The organism is Terriglobia bacterium, from assembly GCA_020073185.1.
Classification (GTDB): Bacteria; Acidobacteriota; Terriglobia; order Terriglobales; family Acidobacteriaceae; genus JAIQGF01.
This window is the reverse complement of the sequence record JAIQFT010000028.1, coordinates 1-22454: the sequence shown is the minus strand read 5'-3', so window position 1 is coordinate 22454 and position 22454 is coordinate 1. Positions and strand designations below refer to the sequence as shown.

18 protein-coding genes are annotated in these 22454 nt (G+C 62.1%); 5 read left to right on the top strand and 13 right to left on the bottom strand.

The genetic code is table 11. From position 1 onward, the window contains the following. Window positions 1-30 precede the first annotated feature (30 nt). The 9 genes from LAN64_11775 to LAN64_11735 all read right to left on the bottom strand — a co-directional run bounded on the left by LAN64_11775 (window position 31) and on the right by LAN64_11735 (window position 9499). Window positions 31-1389, bottom strand: a complete 1359-nt coding sequence (locus tag LAN64_11775) for a 4Fe-4S dicluster domain-containing protein (protein MBZ5568518.1) — start codon at window positions 1387-1389, stop codon at window positions 31-33. Window positions 1390-1439: 50 nt separating this feature from the next. After that, the gene (locus LAN64_11770; GenBank protein ID MBZ5568517.1) at window positions 1440-2810 is read right to left on the bottom strand and encodes an FAD-binding oxidoreductase; all 1371 of its coding nucleotides are present in this window, start codon (window positions 2808-2810) and stop codon (window positions 1440-1442) included. Then, the gene (locus LAN64_11765; GenBank protein MBZ5568516.1) at window positions 2804-4243 is read right to left on the bottom strand and encodes an FAD-binding protein; all 1440 of its coding nucleotides are present in this window, start codon (window positions 4241-4243) and stop codon (window positions 2804-2806) included. The genes LAN64_11770 and LAN64_11765 overlap by 7 nt, the downstream gene beginning before the upstream one ends. A 211-nt stretch (window positions 4244-4454) precedes the next feature. Beyond that, complete coding sequence (locus tag LAN64_11760) at window positions 4455-4883, bottom strand: CBS domain-containing protein (GenBank protein MBZ5568515.1); 429 nt, start codon at window positions 4881-4883, stop codon at window positions 4455-4457. Between the two features lie 159 nt (window positions 4884-5042). Next, a complete protein-coding gene (locus tag LAN64_11755) occupies window positions 5043-6026 on the bottom strand; it encodes a hypothetical protein (GenBank protein MBZ5568514.1) in 984 nt (327 codons plus the stop codon). Between the two features lie 195 nt (window positions 6027-6221). Then, window positions 6222-7616: a DUF58 domain-containing protein gene (locus tag LAN64_11750; GenBank protein ID MBZ5568513.1), complete on the bottom strand. Its 1395-nt coding sequence runs from the start codon at window positions 7614-7616 to the stop codon at window positions 6222-6224. A 12-nt stretch (window positions 7617-7628) separates the two neighbouring features. Next, window positions 7629-7934, bottom strand: coding sequence for a PGPGW domain-containing protein (locus LAN64_11745; GenBank protein ID MBZ5568512.1), 306 nt, complete (start codon window positions 7932-7934; stop codon window positions 7629-7631). 65 nt (window positions 7935-7999) lie between these two features. After that, window positions 8000-8593: a DedA family protein gene (locus tag LAN64_11740; GenBank protein ID MBZ5568511.1), complete on the bottom strand. Its 594-nt coding sequence runs from the start codon at window positions 8591-8593 to the stop codon at window positions 8000-8002. A 54-nt stretch (window positions 8594-8647) separates the two neighbouring features. Beyond that, window positions 8648-9499: an alpha/beta hydrolase gene (locus LAN64_11735; protein MBZ5568510.1), complete on the bottom strand. Its 852-nt coding sequence runs from the start codon at window positions 9497-9499 to the stop codon at window positions 8648-8650. 726 nt (window positions 9500-10225) lie between these two features. Here LAN64_11735 and LAN64_11730 point away from each other — a divergent pair. The 5 genes from LAN64_11730 to LAN64_11710 all read left to right on the top strand — a co-directional run bounded on the left by LAN64_11730 (window position 10226) and on the right by LAN64_11710 (window position 16907). After that, on the top strand, window positions 10226-13048 hold the full coding sequence (locus LAN64_11730) for a GAF domain-containing protein (protein ID MBZ5568509.1): 2823 nt from the start codon (window positions 10226-10228) through the stop codon (window positions 13046-13048). After that, window positions 13045-14484 carry a sigma-54 dependent transcriptional regulator gene (locus LAN64_11725; protein MBZ5568508.1) on the top strand — a complete coding sequence of 480 codons (1440 nt, stop codon included), beginning with the start codon at window positions 13045-13047 and terminating at the stop codon, window positions 14482-14484. Before LAN64_11730 ends, LAN64_11725 begins: the two co-directional genes overlap by 4 nt. 260 nt (window positions 14485-14744) lie before the next feature. After that, on the top strand, window positions 14745-15146 hold the full coding sequence (locus LAN64_11720) for a hypothetical protein (GenBank protein ID MBZ5568507.1): 402 nt from the start codon (window positions 14745-14747) through the stop codon (window positions 15144-15146). 151 nt (window positions 15147-15297) lie between these two features. Then, window positions 15298-16080, top strand: a complete 783-nt coding sequence (locus tag LAN64_11715) for an ABC transporter permease (GenBank protein MBZ5568506.1) — start codon at window positions 15298-15300, stop codon at window positions 16078-16080. Then, on the top strand, window positions 16080-16907 hold the full coding sequence (locus LAN64_11710; GenBank protein MBZ5568505.1) for an ATP-binding cassette domain-containing protein: 828 nt from the start codon (window positions 16080-16082) through the stop codon (window positions 16905-16907). Before LAN64_11715 ends, LAN64_11710 begins: the two co-directional genes overlap by 1 nt. 184 nt (window positions 16908-17091) lie before the next feature. Here the strand turns inward: LAN64_11710 and LAN64_11705 are convergent, their stop codons facing one another. From LAN64_11705 to dprA, 4 genes are all read right to left on the bottom strand, one after another. Further along, a complete protein-coding gene (locus LAN64_11705; protein MBZ5568504.1) occupies window positions 17092-17562 on the bottom strand; it encodes a hypothetical protein in 471 nt (156 codons plus the stop codon). 154 nt (window positions 17563-17716) lie between these two features. Next, entirely contained in the window at window positions 17717-20251 is a 2535-nt protein-coding gene (topA, locus tag LAN64_11700) for a type I DNA topoisomerase (protein MBZ5568503.1), read from the bottom strand. A 90-nt stretch (window positions 20252-20341) separates the two neighbouring features. Then, window positions 20342-20707 (bottom strand): four helix bundle protein, encoded by a 366-nt coding sequence (locus tag LAN64_11695; protein ID MBZ5568502.1) that lies wholly within the window; start codon window positions 20705-20707, stop codon window positions 20342-20344. Window positions 20708-20756: 49 nt separating this feature from the next. Then, entirely contained in the window at window positions 20757-21941 is a 1185-nt protein-coding gene (dprA, locus tag LAN64_11690; protein ID MBZ5568501.1) for a DNA-processing protein DprA, read from the bottom strand. Window positions 21942-22454: the final 513 nt, after the last annotated feature.

The window sequence follows — 22454 nt, the reverse complement described above, 5'->3', positions numbered from 1 at the left end:
GTTTCCGTTTCTGTAGTGAGGACGGCGAAATCACGAATCGGGTGCTTCCCTCTTGCGTTTGCGCCGGTGGTGCGAGTGCTGTTCCTCAGCAGGCGCCAGCGGATCCTCGTAGGCTTCATTGAGCAATTCGATCACGTGCGCCACGCGCGCATGCAGCCCTCTCGTCTTTACTCCGGCCCGCAGTTGCAGCATGCATCCGGTATTGGCGGTCGCGATGATCTCCGCCCGTGTCTGGGTTACCTCGTCCATTTTCTGTTCCAGGATCTTCATGGACAGCTCGTTCTGGGTGACGTTGTAGGTGCCCGCGCTGCCGCAGCAGTAATCCGGATGCGCCATCTCCACGAGTTCGGCGCCCAGCGCCTTGAGCAGCTCGCGTGGCGCCGATCTCACCTGCTGCGCGTGAGCCAGGTGACACGGGTCCTGGTAGGTGACGCGCGCCTTCAGCGGACGCTGCGGCGGGCGCAGTCCGACTTCGGCGAGAAACTCGGTCACGTCCTTGACCTTTGACGCCACATCACGCCCGTGTTCCCCGTACTTCGGATTGTCGTGCAGCAACTCGCCGTATTCCTTCATCATCGCGCCGCATCCGGCGGAATTGGTGATAATCGCATCCCGGTTCGGCTCAAAGAAAGCACGCAGGTTCCGCCGCGCCATCCTCTGCGCCTCTTCCCGATATCCCGCGTGCGCCTGCAGCGCCCCGCAGCAGCGCTGCCCCCGGGGGATGAAGACTTCAAACCCATTCTTGTTGAGCACGCGAACCGTCGCCTCATTCAGGCCGGAAAACGCCACGCTGGCAATGCATCCCACGTGGAACAGGACCCGGCCACGCCACTCGCCCTCAGCGGGGTGCAGCATCCCGAGCTGCGGAAAGAAGAACACGCTGTCCACCTGCGGCGCCAGCGCCTCGACTTTATCCAGCCCCAGCAGCTTCAGCATGCCGCTGGCTCGCGCCACCTGTTGCAACCCGGAGCGTTGATACGCCCGCAGCCACTTTGCCCACCGCTCCAGGCCTTTGCGGCGGTGCAGCACCTTGGTGAAGAACCAGTCGCGCAGCCGCCGCTCCAGCCACGGCCGCTTGTAATTCGATTCGATCTCCGCCCGAGCCCGCTCCAGGATCCTGCCGTACTGCACGCCCGACGGACATGCTGTCTCGCAAGCCCGGCAGCCCAGGCACCGGTCCATATGCGTGACGAAGGAATCACCGATTTCCAGCCGCCCCGCGTCCACCTGCAGCACCTGGTAGATGCGCCCGCGCGGCGAATCCGCCTCTCGTCCCAGCACGCGATAGGTCGGGCACTGCTGCAGGCACAACCCGCAATGGATGCACTTGGAGTACAGATCCCAGGTTGGCTGGTCCGGCCCGGTGAAATTAGAGTGCTGCGGATGCACCGCTGGTGCGACGCCGCTCACGCCAGGGTCCGCATTGAGAGGGCTCGCGCTCAGAACAGGAACCTCCCCCGGTTCAATATGTCCTCGCCGTCGAACACGCGCTTGAGCGCCTTCATCGCGCCGATATCATTGGGTGTGCTGCCCCATACGCTGAAGTGCCGCTTGGCCTCCAGCGGGCAGCGCAGCACGATCGCCGATCCGTCGTGCGGCGCCATTCCGCGCAGGTACGAAACCGCATTGACGTACTGCATCGCCGACGGCGGATCCACCGCGATCGGCGCGAAACCCAGCAGCAGCGAACCCGCCCCAATCCTTCCCGTCGCCGCGCACACGAAACTGTTGTCCAACGCCGCGCGCTCCGCCGCTTCCAGCACCGGCGCCACGTCCTGCAATGCGACGTCCACGCGCAACAGCATGGCATTATGACTGCGTTCAAATAGCATGTGCGGGAACTCGGCAACGTAGCGCCACATCCGGGCCTCGTCCTCGCCGTCCATCTCGCTGGTCACCGCCAACGCTCCTAACTCTGCCCGATACCGCGCCAGCACCCTGTCGCTTCCCGCGGCACGCACGAGTACGCGCCAGGTTTCGTCCGCTTGCCCTTCCCTTGCTGCTCCCGAGTTTGGTGCAACAGGGTGGGAAGTTTCCGCGGGCATCTGTTGCGCGTGCGGCGACACCAACTCCAGACACACCGGGGTCAGCGGCGAGCGCAGCACGCAGTCGCGAAACGTCATTGCCTCCGCCAAACGCGGGAACACCGCGAGGAACGTCCGCGTCTGCGACGGCCGCGAAAACAGCTTGAAGCTCGCGCCGGTGATCACGGCCATCGTGCCGTAGCTGCCGATCAGCAGCTTCATCAGGTCGTATCCGGCGACGTTTTTCACCACCTTCGCGCCCGCCTTGGCGATCTTCCCGTCCGCTGTAACGAACCGCACGCCGGTGCAGAAATCGCGCAGCCCGCCGTACAGGTGCTTCAGCGGGCCGTGTGCCGCCGTCGCCAGCGCTCCTCCGATCGTGCTTTTCTCTGGCTGCGACGTCTCCAGCGGAAGCATCTGCTGGTGCGGCCCGATCTTGCGTTCGACCTCGGCCAACGTCGTGCCCGCGCCCACCCCGATCATCAGGTCTCCGGGGTCGTAATGCTCCACCGCCTTCAGCCGTTCGGTGCGCAGCAGGATGTCAATCCTTTCGGGAATTCCGCCGGTATGCTGGTGCGTGCAGCCTCCCGCCGGCACCACCACCAGCTTACGCGCGTGCGCGTACTTCAGCACCGCAGCCACTTCTTCCACCGAACCGGGCTCCACCGCGGCTCGCGGCACGACTTCGTCAATCGCGAACGCCGCCGTGCGCGCCGGATCCTCGGTCGCGTGCTGTTCCCCGGCGATCGCCGCCAACTCGCGCGCCAGTCCCGCCGCCGCTACCATCGCGCTGACCGCGATACTCCGATTCTGCCCGCGATGTTTGTCTCCCGGCAACTGCGCGGCGTCGGAAACAGCTTCTGCGGGTTGAGCACCGACTTCGGATTGAACGCGTCATGCACCCGCTTCATGACCTCGAGATCGTCCTCGCTGAACAGCAGCGGCATCAGCTCGTTCTTTTCCATGCCGACGCCGTGCTCCCCGGTGATGGTCCCGCCACAATCCACGCAGTACTGTAGAATCATGTGCCCCGCCTCGTGCGTGCGCTTCACCTGGTCCGGGTCTCGCATGTCGAATAGGATGCACGGGTGCAGGTTGCCGTCGCCGGCGTGAAAGATGTTCCCGATTTGCAGGTTGCACTTCTGCGCTACCGTCTCGATGTAGCGCAGCACCTTGGCGATGTGGCTGCGCGGCACCACGCCGTCCTGCGTGTAATACGCCGGGGCCAGCCTGCCCAGCGCCGCGAACGCCGTCTTGCGGCCCTTCCATAGCAATTGCCGCTGCCGCTCGTTGGCCGCGCGCCGCACCTCGCGAGCGTTGTGCCGCTCGCAGACCGCGCGCACCGCCTCCGCCTGTTCCGTCACCACCTCGCGCAATCCTTCCAGCTCGATCAGCAGCACCGCGCCGGAATCCATGGGATATCCCGCGTGCGTAGCTTCCTCCACGCAGCGCAGCGTCTTGCCGTCCAGCATTTCCAGCGCGACCGGCGTGATGCCTCCGGCTGTAATGGACGCTACCGCGTTCGCCGCGTCGTCAATGGTGTTGAAGATCGCCAGCAGCGTTTCCACCGCTTCCGCCACTTTGGTCAGCTTCACCGTGATCGAGGTGACGATCCCGACGGTTCCCTCCGTCCCGACAAACAACCCCGTCAGGTCGTAGCCGCACGAATCCACCGCTTTGCCGCCCATCTGCACGACGCGGCCGTCGGGCAGCACGACTTCCAGCCCGGTGATGTGGTTCACCGTAACCCCGTGCGCCAGCGTGTGCGGCCCGCCGGAATTCTCCGCCACGTTGCCGCCGATGGTGGACGCCTTCTGGCTCGCCGGATCGGGCGCGAAGAACAACCCGTGCTGCGCCACCACCGCCGACAGATCCGCGTTCACCACTCCGGGCTGAACCACGGCGCGCCGGTTGGCTGCATCGATCTCCAGAATCCTGGTCATGCGCGAGCACACCAGGACAATGCCGCCGGCGCGCGGAATCGAGCCGCCGCTCAATCCTGTACCGGCGCCGCGCGGCACCAGCGGAACGTTCATCCGCGACGCCAGTCGCACGATCTGCGACACCTGCTCCGTCGTCTCCGGGAACACCACCCATTGCGGCGTGCCCGTGGACAGCCCCGCGTCATACTCGTAGAGCATGAGGTCTTCGGCGCCGTCGAGCACCGCCTCGAGACCGACAATCGTCGTTAGTTCTTTGCTGATCCGTGAGCGCGGCATGTGCGGGTTAAGCAGGCGGATTGTATAACGACCTCCGCCGCACGCAATTGGAACCTCACACGATTTTCCTGCGCAGCGGCCACCCAACGGTCTATCGGTCGTCCGGTGTATCAGGTGAGGCCGAGCAACCGAACTGACCGACTGACCTTTAGGCCAAAAAACAAACCGCGGAAACCTCCGCGGCCACTGAAACTCGAAACTGAAACTGTGTTTACGTGCTCTGCGCGATGTACGCCCTCATCATCTGCACTTCGCCGTCTTTCTCCACGACGGCATGAGCCAGAATGTCGCGCAGCGAAATCAATGCGCGCAACTGCTTCCCCTGGCAGACCGGCAGATGGCGGAAGCCGCGCTCGCGCATCAATTCCAGGCAATCCTCCAGGCTGCATTCCGGCGGCACCGTCACCAGGTCGCGCGTCATCACCTCGGCAATTCTGGTCGTTCGCGGATCGCGCATTTCGTGCACCACGCGTTTCATCAGGTCGCGCTCGGAAAACAGTCCCGCGAGTTCTCCGTTACGCAGCACCGCCACCGCTCCGATGTTCCAGTCCACCATCTGCTTCACCACCTCGGCGACCGTCTGCTCGGCCTCGACGTGGTAAGTCTCCCGATCCCTGATCAGACTATTGACCGCTGCCATGGTGACCTCCTGCTCCCCACGCGCCGGAGTCGTTGAGCCGCCTACTATATGCCTGATCTGATGTCCGGCCAAGCCCTCCTGCTGCCATAAATGCGGCTTGCCGCCCAATGACAGATTCCGTCCCAGGCACCGTGATACCTGACGCCGGGAGCCTGAAGCCTACCTGTCTTCGTCGTCGTCCAGGCTGAATAGATCGGCAATCCGGTGGTCCGGGTCCAGCAAAAGCACGAAGCGGCCGAGTACCACCCGACTCCAATCCACGGGCAAACGCGGCAAACGCGCGCTGCAAACATCCGGCAGCGGCTGTGCTCGTTCCTGCAGACCCGGGGGAAGCGTGCCGTTGCGCTCGACCTGCTTCTCCAGTCCTGGAGGCAGGCTGTCTCGTTCCTCCCTTACCGGCGGCGGGTTCGAGGTGTCGTTGAAGCATCCGCGGATGTTTTGCCGGTCGTAGTTGGTGAATTCCGGCTTGAACGGCGGCCCTCCACGGGAATCGTCAGGGGAGTGAACATCGGAATCGCGCCGCGTCACCGGCTTGCCTACGAATTCCACGGATTCCACGGGCGGGGCTAAGGCTACGAAGCTCAGCACCGCTTCCGATTCGACCACTGCTTCCTTCTTTCCCGTGGCCGCCGCGACGCCCGTGCCCGCCGCCGCACCCGCGCCGGCGCCGATCGCGGCACCCTTGCCGCCGCCGGCAATGGCGCCAATGACCGCGCCCAAGGCCGCGCCGCCGCCGACCTTGCCCACAGTGCTCTTGGTGTGTGACTCGCCCTTGAGCGTCCACGGCTGGGTGTTCATCGGGTACCGAAACCTGCCGATGGCGATGGTCGTCAACACCAGTTCCAGTTCACCGGGATCGCTGAGCCTTCCCGAAGCATGCGCGTGCGCGACTTTTCCGGTCACGTCGCAGCCTTTTGGATACAGCGTTCGTGCGCCGACCATGATCGGTTGCTCCAGGGTGGCATGGAAGGTGTCGCCGTCCTTCGCCGTCTCGCTGGTGACAGTGTCAATCATCCGTATCTCGACCGTCGTGCCTTCGGGGATCAGGCCGCCGACGCGCCTCACGCCCCCTCGCTGCGCCGAAGCCAACAGGGAAAGATCCAGGATAACCATGACTGCCACAATCGTCCGCCGAACGCTCATGTCGGGATTCCTCCTGCAACCATGAATGCTAATGCCGCGGTTTGCCGAGTTCAAGCGCAGCGCTCCAGACTCTCTTGCTTCTCGTCCATATTCGCTGGACGCAATTGACGAATTGTCGAAGGGAAGAATTGACGAATTTCAGGACCACCGTCCGAGGGCGCGAGAATCCGCAAACTCTTCAACTCGTCAATCAATTCACCTTTCCTCTCCAAAAAAGAAGAAGTACGAACAGGTCCACAGCGCGGTCGGAATGCTGCCCCGCGGGCGCGCGGTAAGAATGACGTTGTAATCGTCGCTGGCCTGGAGGTGATCCAGCACCGATGGCGGCGTGGGGTCCGCCGGTTGCGGCCCGACCAGCGCGAGATATCGCAGAAATTCGTAAATGTCGTTTCCGCCGTGGTATTCGGGCGCGGTGAACGAGAGGTCGGTGGCCTCGCCCGCGAAGTGCCACGCCAGCGACGCCGCCAGCGCGATCCCGCGCTCGTACGAGGCTTCGTTCACCACGGCTTGGGGCGGATTGTCGAACACGATGCGCAGCTTGCGCTCGTCCTCACGCGTGAACTCGCGCACCTTCATCGACCCGGTGCGCGCTGAAGCCTTCCAGTCCACGTGCCGGGCCGAGTCCTCGGGCAGATACTCGCGGATGCGATACAGGTCGTGCCCGCGCCCGCGGATGAACGCTTCGAACTCGCCGGTAATCATCGGCAGAATTTCCAACAGTTCGTCGGTAGGTTGCACGCTGGGGTATACGACAATTTCGCGCGCCAACGGAACGCGGCGTGTCTTCATCAGAAACGAGAAGGGAAAGCGCGTGGACAGCCCAAACCCGTCCTGCACGTAGCGGCCGCGGCGGGCGAAATCGAGTTCCAGTTCCCGGCTCACGGTGGCGCGCGCCGGCACGTAGGGAAAATATGCCTGGCCGTTGAAGATGCCGGGCGGACTCTCCTGTTCGGCCACCAGGCGCAGCGAAAGATCGGGCACGTGCACCCACTGCTTTGCGCGCGGCGCCTTCGCCGGATACACGAAGCTCGAGCGCTCCCATTGCAGGCGCCTGTGCCCGTGGTGTCGTTTGGGCGGCACCACGCTCACCGACAACGACGGCAACACGCGGCGCAAGTTCTGCAGCGTAATGCGTCCCAGCACCGATTCGCCCGCGAACACGTGCTCCGGCAGGGCGACATCGAGTTCCAGGCTGCGCAGGATCGCCGCCGAGGCGATGCCCGACACGATGATCGCGGCCAGCATCGCGGAAACGACGATGAACAGCAGGTTGTTGCCGGTGTTGAGCGCCGCCACCCCGATCACCAGCACCATGGCCAGATACACCAGGCCTTCGCGCGTGACGTCGTAGTCGAAGGCTTCGCGCACGCGGTGCAGCGCCACTCGCCGCGCCAGATAGGGCACGGTGGCCAACCCGACCAAGCCCGCCAACAGCAGCGCCGCCGAAGCGAAGATAGCGGTGGCGATTACGTTTCCCGCCTGCCGCGTGACGGTGGAGAAGATGGCGGCGCCAAACGCCAGCGTCAGTCCGGCCAGCGCCACCAAGAAGCGGAGCCAAGCTTCCTTCTCGATATGGAATGATCTGAACAATCTCTCAGCCTATCAACTATCAGCGTCGGTTCCGGGCGCTCTTGCTTTCACGGGTGGTTTTTTCTTGTGGAGCGTGCGCGCCATCCAGGCTTCACTACGTTGCCGGGCATGTTCGAAATGTTCCGCGATGTGGGGGAAGCGGAGCTTCAGTTTGTACAGCAGCTTGTGGGCCCACACGTACTCGCTGGAAAGGATAAAGAGGCCGATCAACAGGAACAGGATACCCTGCAGCACCGGCAGAAACAGCCCGGCGATGCCGAGCAGGATGAAGCCCCATCCCACCGCCAGCAGGGCCACGCGCTTGAGCTGCTCCTTCATAGGTTGATCTTACGCGATTCGCGGTACGCTGGTTTCGCCGGCTGTTCCCGCTGGCTTTGCTGCGATCATTTTCTGTTTTGCCGCAAGAGGTGAAGCGCGACCAGCACCACGGCGAGGAGAATCACCAGTTCGGTCTGCTTGACCACGCCGGCCAGCGCCTCGTACTGGCTGCCGAAGAAGTATCCGGCACAGGCGATCGCCGTGGCCCACACCGCCGCTCCGGCAGCATTCGCCGCCAGAAAACGCTTCCACTCCATGCACAGCACGCCGGCGAGCGGACCGGCGACGATGCGCATCCCGGCGATGAATCGCGCCGCGAAGATGGCGACGGAACCGCGGCGGCGCAGGAAGTCCTCGCCCGCGTGAATGGTGTCATCGCTGATGCGAAAAAAATGTTTCCACTTCTCCAGCAGCGGGCGCCCACCGCGACGTCCGATCCAGTATCCGATGTTATCGCCCATAGTGGCGGCGCAGATACCGACCACGATCACCCACGGCAACTTCAGGTGCTCGCCCTGATAGGCGACAAAGCTGGCGAGGATGAGAATGGTTTCGCCGGGCAGCGGCAGGCCCGCGTTTTCCCCCAGCAGCGCCACCAGGACAGCCCAGTAGCCGTAGGTTTGGAGATAGTGGCGGGTGGTCTCGACGATCCAGTGCATGATGGGCGATTAGCCTCAAAAAGCATGTGATCGCTAAATGCTAATCGCTAATCGCTAATTGCTCCGAAGAAATTCCAGCAGCACGCGGTTAAATTCCGCAGGCGATTCCTCGTAGGGTAGGTGGCCGACGCCCGGCATCATGACCAGCTTTGAGCCGTGGACGGCGCGCTGCACCTGTGCGGCCGAGCCTGGCAGTACGGCGGCATCGCGGTCTCCCCAAACCAGCAGCGTGGGCACGCGGATGTTTCCATAGAACGGCTCCAGAGCGGGGACGTCGCGGTGCCAGCAGCGCACCACTCCGAGCAGGTAATCCACCGACCCCGGGATCTTCAGCGGCTCGGCATAGCCTGCGAGCGTTCCCGGCGGGATGCGGGTCGGATCGGCGTAAAGACGGGCGAGAACCCAGTTGTTCAGCCGATCCAGTCGCAGATAGGTCATGCGGAAGAGCCATCCGCCGGGCGCAGTCGCAATCACGCCAGTGCGCTTCCATCCGGTGCGCGACCAGGGGTTAACCGGCGCCACCAGCACCAGGCGGCGAATGCGCTTTCCGATTTCGGCGGCCACGATGGTGGCCAGTGCTCCCCCATGCGAGGTGCCGACCAGGTCGAACTCGCAAAGTCCCAGCGTGTCCAGGTATTCGATCATTCGCGCCGCCGAGGCCCGCATGCTGCAATCCAGGCCCGGAACACGGTCCGAGAAGCCGATGCCGAGCACGTCGGGAGCGTACACGGTGCAATGTGGCGCCAGCGCAGGGATGGTAAATCGCCAGGAGAAGGCAGAGGCGAGCAGGCCGTGAAGCAGCACGACGGCAGGACCGGAGCCACTGCGCAGGTAGCGCACGCGATGGCCGGAGACGGTGACGTCACATGCGGCAACCTCGCTGGCGGTCTTTTCCACAGAGTTCACGGTTTTCGCCGCCAGACTGGCAACCGGACTGTCATCTCGGGAGTCCAATGGTGCGTATTGCCTCTGTCGCTCGTGAGGCGGAGCCGAATCGTGGCTCCCCTTTCTTGTGATCGCTAGGTCCTCGGTCGCTCGGCCTGTCGGCTAGTAACTTTATGGTAAACCTTTGGCGATGGCGACCCCTACCCCAGCCCTTTAATGGAATCAACAGCTTAGCCCTAGGATAGCTGCAGGTGACCTTGGGTTACCTGGAGCAGCCGGGGGCCAGAAATGCACAGGGCCACGGGAGGGTTCGCGACCGCCCGCAGCCCGGATATCTGCCAATCATTCTGCCGCCTATATTATACGACGGGCGTCAATAGCCATTGATCGCAGGTTTGGCCGTGATTGTCCAAAACTGGGGGTCGACTTCTGCTTCCGCAGACGGAAACTTCCCTACAAAAGGCAATAGTTCCTGCCACCAAGTGGGATTCAGCTACCAGAATTGGAAGCAAAAGGCAATTTGTCGAATTCCGTAGAACCTCCGTCATTCAGGAGGTGGTTCCCAAAAACTGTATTTTCTTAGTCCGGTCACTGCTATCATTTTGTAAGTCTCGCAGTTGGTGTGGGATGCAAGTTTCAGGGATGGATGATGTGGTGGCAGCCGAGTTGCAATCTAAGTTTGTGGAGCCTTTCGCGTCCGCGCGATTACCCCGCGCTCTCAGCGGCGGATCGCCGCCGCGTGCCGCGATGACGAAGGATGTGCAAATCCGGTTTGTGGCGGTGGTTTTGGCCTTGCTGACCATCGCTGCGGGCGTCTTCGGCTGGATCAATTGCCAGAAAGAGCGCCAGTTCGCGGTTCCGTACGACGGCGTCTGGTGGGTGGAGGACAGCGGGCGCCTGGTCGCCGAACGGGTGGAGGCCGAGGGGCCCGGGGGGCGCGCTGGAATCAAGGCTGGGGATCTGCTGCAGGGCGTCAACGACCACTCTATCGGCAGTATCTCCGAACTGACACGGCAGATGTACCGCACCGGCACCTGGTCGAAGGCAACCTACAACCTGCGGCGCGGCGGGGTGACGGTCAACGTTCCGGTGGTTCTGGTGCCGTTTGACAAATCGCTGTTCGTCGGGCTGCGTTTCATCTCCCTGATCTACCTCGGCATCGGGCTGTATGTGCTGCTGCGGCGCTGGACCGCGCCCAAGTCCACGCACTTCTACGTGTTCTGCCTGGTTTCCTTCATCTTCTACGCCTTTCACTACACCGGGAAACTGAACCAGTTCGACTGGATCGTGTATTGGTCGAACGTGGTGGCGGAGCTGCTGCAGCCGGCGCTGTTCCTGCACTTCGTGCTCACCTTCCCGGAAGTGAAAGACCAGGTGAAGCGGCGCCCCTGGCTGGTGCCGGTTTGCTATGTGCCGGGACTGCTGCTGCTGGCAGCGCACTTGGTTTCGCTGCGGCTGCTGGCGCCGAGCGAACGGCTGCGCTACAACCTGGACCGTATCGAGATGCTGTACCTGGCGCTGTTCTTCATTGGGGCGGCGGGAGTGCTGTGGCACACCTACCGGCATGCGTCCACGCCCATCCTGCGCCAGCAGATGAAGTGGGTGACGCGCGGCACCATTCTCGCCATCGCGCCGTTCACCCTGTTTTACGTGATCCCGTACATGAACGGGACGCAGGCGACGGTGCTGATGAAGGTTTCGGTGCTGTCGTTGGTATTCCTACCGCTGACCTTTGGCTACGCCATCTTCCGCTACCGGCTGATGGACGTGGACGTGATCTTCAAGCGCGGCATGGCGTACACGCTGGCAGCGGCATCGATCGCGGGCGTGTACTTCGCGGCGATCGGGCTGGCGGCGGTGCTGCTGAACCGTCATCTGCCGAGCACCGGAACGATAGGCATGATCGCGGTGATCGTGGTCACCGCCCTGTTATTCGATCCGGTCAAGAAATGGTTCCAGGAAAGCCTGGACCGCTTCTTCTACCGCAAGCGGTACGACTACCGCAAGACGCTGATCGAGTTCGGGCGCGAACTGAGCTCGCAGCTTGATCTCGACACGATGCTGAGCTCGATCGTGGACCGCATCGCACGCACCCTGCTGGTGGACCGCATGGCGATATTCCTGGCGGCGCCGGATTCTCCCCAGCGCTTCGCGCTCGCCAAGTCATTCGGCATTTCCGAGCTGCCCGACCTCGACCTGAGCTTCCTCGGACGGGAGCGACCGGAGATGGATGCCGGGCACCTGTTCTTCGACAACACGCACGCGGTTGTGCGCGAGACACCGGGCGCGCAGCAAACCATCGCGCAGCTCGACCTCAACTATTTCATTCCGTGCTCGGTGCAGGGCCGGACGAATGCCGTCATGGGGCTGGGCAAGACCAGCGAGGGCGATTTCCTTTCCAGCGAAGACGTGGAACTGCTGGAGGCGCTGGCGGGATACGTCGGCATCGCCATCCAGAACGCGCGGCTGTATGCCTCGCTGGAGCAAAAGGCCGCCGAGTATGAGCGGCTGAAGGACTTCAACGAGAACATCGTGGAATCCATCAGCGTGGGCGTGTTCGCGGTGGACCTGGAAGACAAGGTCGAGTTCTGGAACTCGCAGATGGAAGTGATGTACGCGCTGCCGCGCTGGCAGGCGCTGGGCAAGCCGCTCCGCGAGGTCTTCCCTGCCGGGTTTCTGGAGGAGTTTTACCGCGTGCGCACCAACCCCGGCATTCACAACCTGTACAAGTACCGTCTGCATACGCCGGCGGGCGAGACGCGGACGACCAACATCGCCATCGCGCCCCTGGTAACGAAGAAGTTCAACGTGATCGGGCGGTTGGTGTTGGTGGACGATATCACCGAGCGCATCGAGTTGGAATCGCAGTTGAGCCAGGCGGAAAAGATGTCGTCGATCGGGCTGCTGGCGGCGGGGGTGGCGCACGAGGTCAACACCCCATTGGCGGTGATTTCGTCCTACACGCAGATGCTGTCGAAACAACTGCGGGGCGATGAGAAGCGCTACGGGCTGCTGGACAAGATCATCACCCAGACGTTCCGGGCATCGGAGATCGTCAACAACCTGCTGAATTTCTCGCGCACCAGCGGCACCGAATTCGGCGCGGTGGACTTGAACAAAGTGATCCGAGAAACGCTGGCGCTGGTGGAACACCAGTTCAAGACGGCGCACGTGAAGGTGCAGGAAGAAATCTGCGAAAATCTGCCGACCATCCACGGCAACACGGGCAAGCTGCAACAGGTATTCTTGAACTTGTTCCTGAACGCCAAGGACGCCATGCCGGACGGGGGCACTCTGCGGGTGAGCACCGCCAACGGCAACGGCGTGTATGTCACCGTGTCGGACACCGGGTCGGGGATCGCGCAGGAGCACATTGACCGCATCTACGACCCGTTCTTTACAACCAAGAATCTGCCGCGCGACGGACGGCGCGGGACCGGGCTGGGACTGTCGGTGACCTACGGAATCATCCAGGAGCACGCAGGCAAGATCCGGGTAGAGAGCCGGGTTGGAAGCGGGACCACATTCCACCTGGAGTTCCCACTGATGAGAAAGGCAGTGAATATTTGAGCGAAGCCGCCGTTGTCACCCGCCGCGGCGCCGGGAGGGAGCAAGCCGGCGCGCAGGGTGCCATTCTGATTGTCGATGATGAGGCCTCCATCCGGGAGTCGCTGCAGACTCTGCTCGAACTGGAAGGCTTTACCGTGGAAACCGCCGCAACCGGCGAAGAAGGGCTGGCGAAGATCGCCGAGCGGCCCATGGACCTGGTGCTGCTGGATTTCGCGCTTCCCGACCGCAACGGGCTGGAAATTCTGCGCGACATCCGCGACCGCGATCCCGAGCTAGGCGTGATCATGATCACTGCCTACGGCACGGTGGAGAACGCGGTGGCCGCCATGCAGGCGGGCGCGACCAACTTCATCCAGAAGCCGTGGGACAACGAGAAGCTGGTGGCCGACGTGCGCGCCGTGGTCGGGCGACGGCGGGCCGAAGAAGAAAACATCCAGCTCAAGCGGGCGCTGAAGCAACGCTACAACTTCGAAAACATCGTCGGCAAAAGCGAGCCGATGCTGAAGATCTTCGACCTGGTGGCGCAGGTTGCGCCCAGCCGCTCCACGGTGCTGTTGCAGGGCGAAAGCGGAACCGGAAAAGAGCTGATCGCCAAGGCGATCCACATGAACTCGCCGCGCAAGGATCGCCCGTTCGTGCCGGTCAACACTGGCTCGACTCCGGCAGACCTGCTGGAATCCACCCTCTTCGGCCACGTCAAGGGCGCGTTTACCAGCGCGGTGGCGTCGAAGAAGGGGTTGTTCGAAATCGCCGACCGCGGCACGCTGTTCCTGGACGAAATCGGCACCATGAGCATGGAGACGCAGGCCAAAATCCTGCGCGTGCTGCAGGACCGGAGATTCATGCACCTGGGCGGGGTACAGGAAATCCAAGTGGACGTACGCATCATCGCCGCCACCAACGTGGATCTGCGGCAGCTTACGCGCGACGGGAGGTTCCGCGAAGACCTCTACTACCGGCTCAACGTGATCATGATCGATCTGCCGCCGTTGCGGCAGCGGCGCGAGGACATTCCACTGCTGGTGGACCACTTCATTCGCAAGTTCGCCGAGGAGAATGATCGCCCGGTGCGGCAGATGGCACCCGAGGCGCTGCGCGCGCTGCTGGAGTACGGCTGGCCGGGAAACGTGCGCGAACTGGAGAATGTGGTGGAGCGCGCCGTGGTGCTGTCCTCGGGGCCGACGGTCACGCTCGATCTGCTGCCGGACCACATCGTCGGGCGCAGCGCCGGATTGGCGGTGCTGGAACCGCGCGCCGACGCTTCCCTGTTCGAGATCATCGAGGAATGCGAGCGGCGGATCATCGTGGACATGCTGGAGAAGTGCAATGGGAACCAGACCGAGGCGGCCGAGCGCTTCCACATTCCCCTGTCCACGCTCAATCAGAAGATCAAGCGGCTGAGCATCGAAATCAAGAAGAAAGCCAGAGAGTCGTAACACCCTCGGATTAAGGTATTTCTTTCCTGCTTACAGCCTGGCCGCGGCGCAGGCGGTTCTGGGGATCTTCTTCGCCACAAATAAGTTGTTGGCCCCGCCATATTGTAGGGTTACAGCGCTTACAATTCTTTACCTCCCGCCATCAATTCTTGACCCTCCCCAGCCCTGTTTTGGGGTTCTAACCAGGTAACAGTAGTTTCACACCAGCGGTGAACAAAGCTGCTGACAGCCGGGGTTCCGAGCTGCAGCGGAGGTGAATCATGAAACGATGGAAAGCATTGCTGACGGTATTGACGCTATGCGTCGGAATGAGCGGAATTGCGCTGGCGCAGGACTGGGACCATGACCATGACCGCGACCACGATCGCGACCGCGACTACATCTACCACGGCGACCATGACCGCGGGCCCTATGGCAATGGGGCGGCGCAGTTCGGTTACCGAGACGGGTTCAACGACGGTCGCAACGATGCCGTCACCGGTCACAGCTTCCGGCCAACCCAGGACAGCAACTACAGACATGCGGAGAACGGCTATAACGGCGCCTACTGGAACAAAGGCGCCTACCGGCAGGCGTACCGCGAGGCGTACCTGCAGGGCTACCAGAACGGCTACGGACGCGGGCAGTCCAGTGCCTATCGCCGGTGGCCCTGGGGACGATAGTCCGAGAATCGAAACGAATGAATCCTCAACAGGGCTGCGCACAGCGGCCCTCATTTGTTTTGCGCCTCAACTGAAATGCAACGCTTCTTTCCGCTTCCACATTCCTCACTAGCTTCCGAGCGCCCACCGCTGTTATATTCCGAAGCTCCGCATGGAAATCGTCGCGCCCATTGACTACGCGAAGCAGGCAGTGCTGGAGGTGCAGGACTATACCCTGCTTGCCTGGCGGTCCGTCGCCAACCTGTTTGCGCACCCGCGCTATCTTTCCGACACCTTGCAGCAGGCCGACACCATCGGCGTGGGATCGGTGCCGGTGGTGGTGCTGACCGGCATGTTCACCGGCATCGTGCTGGCGCTGCAAAGCGCGAATTCGCTGGCGCGTTTCGGCGCCTTGTCGCTGACCGGGCAACTGGTGTCGCTGTCCATGGTGCGCGAACTCGGCCCGGTGCTGACGTCGCTGCTGGTCGCCGGCCGCAACTCCTCCGGCATGGCCAGCGAACTGGGCTCGATGAAGGTGACCGAGCAGATCGATGCCATGCGCGCGCTGGGCACCGACCCAACGAAGAAGCTGGTGACCCCGCGAGTGGTGGCGACGGTCGTCATGATGTTCTTCCTCACCATCATTTCCGACCTGGTGGGATTGATCGGCGGTTTCCTGGTCGCATACTTCATCCTCAAGCTCGACAGCAACCAGTATTGGAACAGCGCCTATCAATCGCTGGTGTACGCCGACGTGTTCATGGGCCTGACCAAGCCGCTGCTGTTCGGCTTTATCCTGTCCACGATCGGCTGCTTTTACGGCATGACGGCGCACGGCGGCACCCAGGGAGTCGGCCGCGCCACCACTCAGGCGGTGGTGGCCTCCTCGGTGCTGATCCTGATGGTGGACGCCTTCTACACCCGGCTGCTGCTCTCCATCTTCGGCATGCACTGATGTCCGTCGCGCCTCTCCAGCCCGCCAATGGCCACCAGCAGGAATACACCATCGTATTCGACGACGTGGCCATCGCCTTCGACGAGAACGTCGTGCTCGACGGCATTTCTTTCCGGCTCCATAAGGGGGAAACCAAGATGCTGCTGGGCGTGGCCGGCTCCGGCAAAAGCACCATCCTGAAACTGGCGCTGGGGCTGCTGAAGCCGGACCGCGGGAGCATCTGGGTGCTGGGCCAGGATGTCACCCGGATGAAAGAAGAGGAACTGTTTGACTTACGGCGGCGCATCGGGATGGTATTTCAGGAGAGCGCTCTGTTTGACTCGGCCACGGTGCGGGAAAACGTCGCGTATCGTCTGATCGAAGAGCACGTTCCCGCGGACGAGACCGAACGGCGGGTACGCGAGGCATTGCGCTTCGTCGAGCTGGAACACACGCTCGATCTGTTTCCCGCGGAGCTGTCCGGCGGGATGCGGCGCCGCGTGGCGATTGCGCGCGCCATTGTCGCCCAGCCGGAGGTGCTGCTGTACGACTCGCCGACCGGAGGCTTGGACCCGGTGACGTCAACCACGATCATCGAACTGGTGGTCAAGCAACGCGACGTTTATCACACCAGCGCGCTGCTGGTGACGCACCGACTGCAGGACGCCTTCACCATGGCGACCCATTACTTCGATACCCGGGCCAACGAGATGCGCCCGCTGCCCGACAAGAAGGTCAACCTGGAGACCACGTTCATTATTTTGCGCGACGGCAAGGTGATCTTCGACGGCACCACGCTGGAGCTGGCGCGCTCGAAGGACGAGTACATCCGGGAGTACATCTCTTGAGTTTCGAGTTTCTGGTTTCTAGTGGCCGGGTCCGCTTCGGGGTTGGAGGCGGATTCGATCAGCCCCGAGGAATTCCCCACAACAATTCCCCAGAAATGACTGCGCCCGCAGAAGACGCTCCTGCGGGCGTAAGCTCGTCATGGGAGATCAAGTATCGGAGGCGCCGCGTTTTCTGTTCTGGAAACTAGCTCTTCCCCGCCGCCTGTTTCTTCATTATCTCGCCCCATTTCTTGAACTGGCCTTCCATCCACTCCACGCGCTTTTTCAGAGCCGGGGTGCTGTACAGCAACTCCTCGGTGGTCCGCATGAATTCGTCGTTGCCCGACACTTCACGGATTTGCTTGATGTAGGGTTTGATCTTGACATAGGTGAAGAAGATCTCGCCGTTCCAGTCGAAGAACAGATCGTGGTGAACGGCGCCGCGCAGGACGAGCGAAGCAGCGTTTTCCCAGTAGCTGAGAACCTGGCGCAGCCACGCATTCTCCGGCGTGCCCCAACCCATCATGACCTTCTGGAAGGCTTCCCAATTGCTGAAGTCGGCATTGCCATACCAGGTACGCGCCTTGCGCATTTCGGCTTCACGGCGCAGGTCGTACAACTTCATTACGGTGTCGGCATCGGCCGCAGTGGCTTTCTTACCGGCAGCTTTCGGCATTGAGTTTCTCCTTGGCGATCAGTTTTGTTGAGTCCCCAACGGCGCAGAACGCACCGCGATTAAGACGGTTCCAAAAAATATAACACAGAGGGGCAGAAGCGTCAGGAGTTGGCGCACACGCTGACTACCGCCCACTGACCACTGATCACGGTTCCTACGCCACCGCCCCGGCCTGCGGTTGCAGCGGGCGGGAGTAATCGCACTTGACAGCGCTTTCCTCTTCTTCGACCTTCTTGCGGCGGCGTTTGGGCTTCTCGTCTTCATCCGCCGTTGTGCGCTTGTTGTTGGGACAGGCAACGACCGGCCCCGACTTGAGATTTTTCTCCACCAGGTACGGGCTGCCGCACTGCGGGCAGGTTTCCGCCACCGGCTTATGCGCCGAGGTAAACTTGCACTTCGGGTAGTTCGAGCAGCCGTAGAAAGTGTTGCCGCGGCGGCGCGCCTTCTTCTCCACCAGTTCGCCGTCCTGGCACTGCGGGCATTTCACGCCAATGTAGTTCTGCTTGACGTACTTGCATTCCGGATATCCGCTGCAGGAAATGAACTCGCCGTAGCGCCCGTGCCGCAACACCATGTTGCGCTCGCATTTCGGGCATTTTTCTTCCAGAGGAATGTCGGGGATTTTCTTGCCTTGGTCAAGCCGCCGCGTGGTCTTGCAGTCTGGATAGCCGGTGCAGGCCATGAACTGCCCGAAGCGCCCGCGCTTGAGCACCATCGTGCGCCCGCAGTTTTCGCAGTATTCCTCCTGCGTGGTCTCCTGCATGTCGGCCGAGTCCAGGTCCGGCAGGTCAATGGGATTTTCCTTGGTGAAGGTACAGGTATTGGGATCGTCCTTGTCGTAGGTGCTGCAGGCGTAGAACGAACCGTGCCTGCCCCACTTGATGACCAGCGGCGCCCCGCAACGCTCGCACTTCTCATCGGTGGGCTTTTCCATCCGCTTGATGTTTTCCATGTGCTTCTCGGCGTAGCGGAGGTCCTTCTGGAATTTCTTGTAAAAGTCGCCGAGCGCGTCGGTCCACTTCTCCTTGCCCTCCCCGATCTCGTCCAGCTCCTCCTCGAGCCGCGCGGTGTATTGGAAATCGAAGATGTCCTTGAAGTTCTCCACCAGCAGGTCGGTGACCACCAGGCCGATCTCGGTGGGCACGAATTTCCCGCCCACCTTCTGCACGTACTGGCGCTCCTGGATGGTGCTGATGATGGCCGCATAAGTGGACGGCCGTCCTATGCCCCGCTCTTCCAGTTCCTTCACCAGCGACGCTTCGTTGTAGCGTGGCGGCGGTTCGGTGAAGTGCTGCTCCGGTTTCACGTCCTTGAGCGTCAGCTTCTGCCCCGCTTCCAGCACCGGCAGCTTGTGCTTGAGCGCCTCGTCCTCTTCGTCCTTGCCTTCCTTCGCCTCCTCGTAAACCTTCAGGAAGCCGTCGAACTTCAGCACCGAGCCGGTCACGCGGAACAGGTACGAGGTTCCGTTCGATTTCGCTTCGATGTCCACGCTGGTCTGGTCGAACACCGCGGGATTCATCTGCGAGGCGACGAAGCGCTGCCAGACTAGCTTGTAAACCTTGTATTCGTCTTCCTTCAGGTACTGCTTGACGGATTCCGGCGTGCGCGCGGCTGAGGTCGGGCGGATGGCCTCGTGCGCCTCCTGCGCCTCCTTCTTGGACTTGTACACGTTCGGGGATTCCGGCAGGTACTGCGGACCGTACTCACGCCCTATATGCTCGCGAACTTCCGCCAAGGCGTCGTTGGATACGCGCACCGAATCGGTACGCATGTAGGTGATCAGGCCGACCGTGTCTTCCTCGCCGAGATCAATGCCCTCGTACAGGCGCTGCGCGATCATCATGCTGCGCTTGACGCTGAAGCGCAGCTTGCGCGAGGCGTCCTGCTGGAACTTGCTGGTCGTAAACGGCGGGGCGGGCGAGCGGCGGCGCTCGCGCTTGTCCACCGAGCGCACGCTCCAGGCCGCCTGGCGCAGCGCGTCCACGATCTTTTTCGACTCTTCCTCGTTCGGGATTTCGGTCTTTCCCTCGCCGATCCCGATAAAGCGCGCGTCAAACGCCGGTGGCTTGGCGCCCACCAGGTGCGCGTCAATGGTCCAGTATTCCTTTTTGTCGAACGCCTTGATCTCGCGCTCGCGGTCAACAACGAGCCGCAGCGCCACCGTCTGCACGCGTCCGGCGGAGAGTCCGCGGCGGACTTTGTCCCAGAGCAGCGGCGACACCTGGTAGCCCACCAGCCGGTCGAGCACGCGTCGCGTCTGCTGCGCGTCCACCAGGTTCCAGTCAATGCCGCGCGGATGCTGGAAGGCTTCCTGCACCGCGCGCTTGGTGATTTCGTTGAACGTGACCCGGTGAATCCGCTCGTCACGCTTCTTCCCTTTTTTACCGTCATGGGAAAATTCCTCGGCCAGATGCGCGGCGATGGCTTCGCCTTCGCGGTCCGGGTCGGGCGCCAGGTACACGGCGTCGGCTGACTTGGCCATCTTCTTCAGCCGGGCCAGAACCTTTTCCTTGCCGGGAATGATGACGTAATCGGTGGCGAAATCGTTGACAATATCGACGCCCAGAGTGCTCTTGGGAAGGTCTTTGACGTGCCCGAGCGAGGCCTCTACGTCGTATCCGCGACCGAGATACTTGGCGATCGTCTTGGCCTTGGCCGGCGACTCGACAATGACTAAGTTGGACAAAATTACCCCTTATGAATTTCAAACTAACACGGAACTATTCGCTTCGCCGGTATCGGTTATCGGTTTTCGGTTTTCGGTTAGCGCCGCTTTGCCCTAACGTGTTGATGCCGCTCGAACCTTCTGCACCAACGAAGTCAGCATTCTTTTCACACCTGTGACCTCTGTGGCAAGACGTTCGTAGTCGACCGCGGTTATGTACGACAGGTCGCGAGCCAGCAAGAGGTGATATTGCAGTTCGCTAGCAGAGCCGAGAGCAATCTGAAGAAACCGGCCCAATTCCGCTTCGCCTTCTCTGCCGCACCCCTCAGCAATGTTGGCGCCGATCGAGCTGGCCGAGCGGCGAATTTGACTGCTCAAACCGTAAACCTCGTCACGAAGAAACAACTTGGTTTTTCGATACAGGTCCAAGGTCATCGAGTGCGCTCTCTGCCAGACATCCAGCCTCGTGAAGTCTTGCATCACGCCTCCTCAGCTACCGACAACCGACAATCGAAAACCGACAACCCACTCAAAAGCTCTTGACAAAATTCTTGCCCGGCAACTGTCGGATTTTCCCCGCCAGTTCCAAGTCGAATAGCGCGGCAAAAATCTCCGACGACGACATTACGCCCTCCAGCCTCTCCACGATGTCGTCGATCTGCGTGGACTCATCCGGTTTCAGCAGCGCCAGCACTTTTCGTTCCTGCGGGGGCACCGCCTCGGACGGGAAAAGGGATGCCGTGGCGCCCAATTCCGTTGCAGCAGGACGTTCCGCCTCCAGTTTCTGGCGAACGTCGTTGGGCAGCTCCTCCCAGACGTCCTCCCACGTGGCCGTCAACTTTGCGCCCTGCTTGATGAGCGTGTTCGGGCCCCACGAATTGCGGTTCGTAACATTACCCGGCACGGCGAACAGTTCGCGGTTTTGCTCCAGCGCGCAGCGCGCCGTGATGCGCGTTCCGCTGTACTCGCCGGCCTCCACCACCAGCACGCCCACCGACATCCCGCTGATGATGCGGTTGCGGATGGGAAAATTCTGCGGCGCGGCAAATGTGCCCACAGGGAATTCCGTCAGCAGCGCGCCTCCGAGGGCGAGGATCTGTTCGGCGAGCCTGCTGTTTTCGCGGGGATAGTAAACATCGATGCCGGTGCCGAAGACGGCGGCGGTTTTCGCCTTGGCGGCAATGGCGCCCCGGTGCGCGGCCGTGTCCACGCCGCGGGCCATGCCACTAACAATGATGATCCCGCGCGCCGAAAGGTCGCAGGCAAGTCTCTCGGCCATGCCCAGGCCGTACGGCGTGGGGTGCCGCGTCCCGACCATGGCGATCGCGGGTGCTGACAGGATTACCGCATCGCCGCGTACGTACAGCGCCACCGGCGGATCGTAAATCTGCTTCAACAGCGGCGGGTAGACGGGATCATCGAGGGTCACGATCTGCGCGCCCACGCTGGCCGCTCGCACCATCTCTTCCTGCGCCAGTTCCGCCGACTTGCCGAGCGCGATCGACTGCGCTGCTGCAGCCGACAGTCCCGCAGCTTCGAGTTCGGTGAGGCTGGCGGCAAAGACGGCTTGCGTGTTGCCGAAATGCTCCACCAACCGCCGGCATTTGTTAGGGCCCAGCGACGGGGTGAGCGCGAGCGCCAGCCATTGGAGGTGATGCGCGTCGAGCAATGTCTGTGCTGTGGACACGATGCAGAATCTCCCCAATGATGTCATCCTGAGCAAGGACGTGCCCAACAACCAGCGCCCCTGCATTTGGGGCCGGCGTCGCTATTTTGGTGCAAAAACGTCTTTATCTTAGTGCAAGACGTAATTAAATTAGTGCATCCGTGGGCCGATTCCTCCAGGCACACAACCGCGCCGGCTTCTGAGACCAAGCTCCAAAACCGACGAGCTACCCGCGCGCAGCCGAGTGGCAATCAGCGTGCTACCGCGTCAGCCTCTCCAGCTTTCTCAGTCGAAGGCGTGCAACTGCCTTCGCATCCGAAGGCGCGCAATTCCTTCATCGCAGCGCCGAGACTAAACCGCGCTCGTGCGCTGCTGCGCGGCCCTCCACAAAGAGCACTCAGTTCTGATCGCCGCCGCGGGCGCGCGAATCGTCGGCTGCGCAACGCCGGCGCCGATACCCGGCGCGTGGAGCACACCGTCCTACTAACGGAGGGTGAAAGTCAGCAGATTGAATCATCGCTGCCCCGCCTCGCGTCCCATCGTGCGCACGAGTATCTGTGG

Bases quoted from the DNA above. Each gene is read 5' to 3' on its own strand.
- LAN64_11770 (MBZ5568517.1), bottom strand. From the start codon at position 2,810: ATGGTAGCGGCGGCGGGACTGGCGCGCGAGTTGGCGGCGATCGCCGGG.
- LAN64_11765 (MBZ5568516.1), bottom strand. From the start codon at position 4,243: ATGCCGCGCTCACGGATCAGCAAAGAACTAACGACGATTGTCGGTCTC.
- LAN64_11760 (MBZ5568515.1), bottom strand. From the start codon at position 4,883: ATGGCAGCGGTCAATAGTCTGATCAGGGATCGGGAGACTTACCACGTC.
- LAN64_11755 (MBZ5568514.1), bottom strand. From the start codon at position 6,026: ATGAGCGTTCGGCGGACGATTGTGGCAGTCATGGTTATCCTGGATCTT.
- LAN64_11745 (MBZ5568512.1), bottom strand. From the start codon at position 7,934: ATGAAGGAGCAGCTCAAGCGCGTGGCCCTGCTGGCGGTGGGATGGGGC.
- LAN64_11740 (MBZ5568511.1), bottom strand. From the start codon at position 8,593: ATGCACTGGATCGTCGAGACCACCCGCCACTATCTCCAAACCTACGGC.
- LAN64_11730 (MBZ5568509.1), top strand. From the start codon at position 10,226: ATGACGAAGGATGTGCAAATCCGGTTTGTGGCGGTGGTTTTGGCCTTG.
- LAN64_11720 (MBZ5568507.1), top strand. From the start codon at position 14,745: ATGAAACGATGGAAAGCATTGCTGACGGTATTGACGCTATGCGTCGGA.
- LAN64_11715 (MBZ5568506.1), top strand. From the start codon at position 15,298: ATGGAAATCGTCGCGCCCATTGACTACGCGAAGCAGGCAGTGCTGGAG.
- LAN64_11710 (MBZ5568505.1), top strand. From the start codon at position 16,080: ATGTCCGTCGCGCCTCTCCAGCCCGCCAATGGCCACCAGCAGGAATAC.
- LAN64_11705 (MBZ5568504.1), bottom strand. From the start codon at position 17,562: ATGCCGAAAGCTGCCGGTAAGAAAGCCACTGCGGCCGATGCCGACACC.
- LAN64_11695 (MBZ5568502.1), bottom strand. From the start codon at position 20,707: ATGCAAGACTTCACGAGGCTGGATGTCTGGCAGAGAGCGCACTCGATG.
- dprA (MBZ5568501.1), bottom strand. From the start codon at position 21,941: ATGACATCATTGGGGAGATTCTGCATCGTGTCCACAGCACAGACATTG.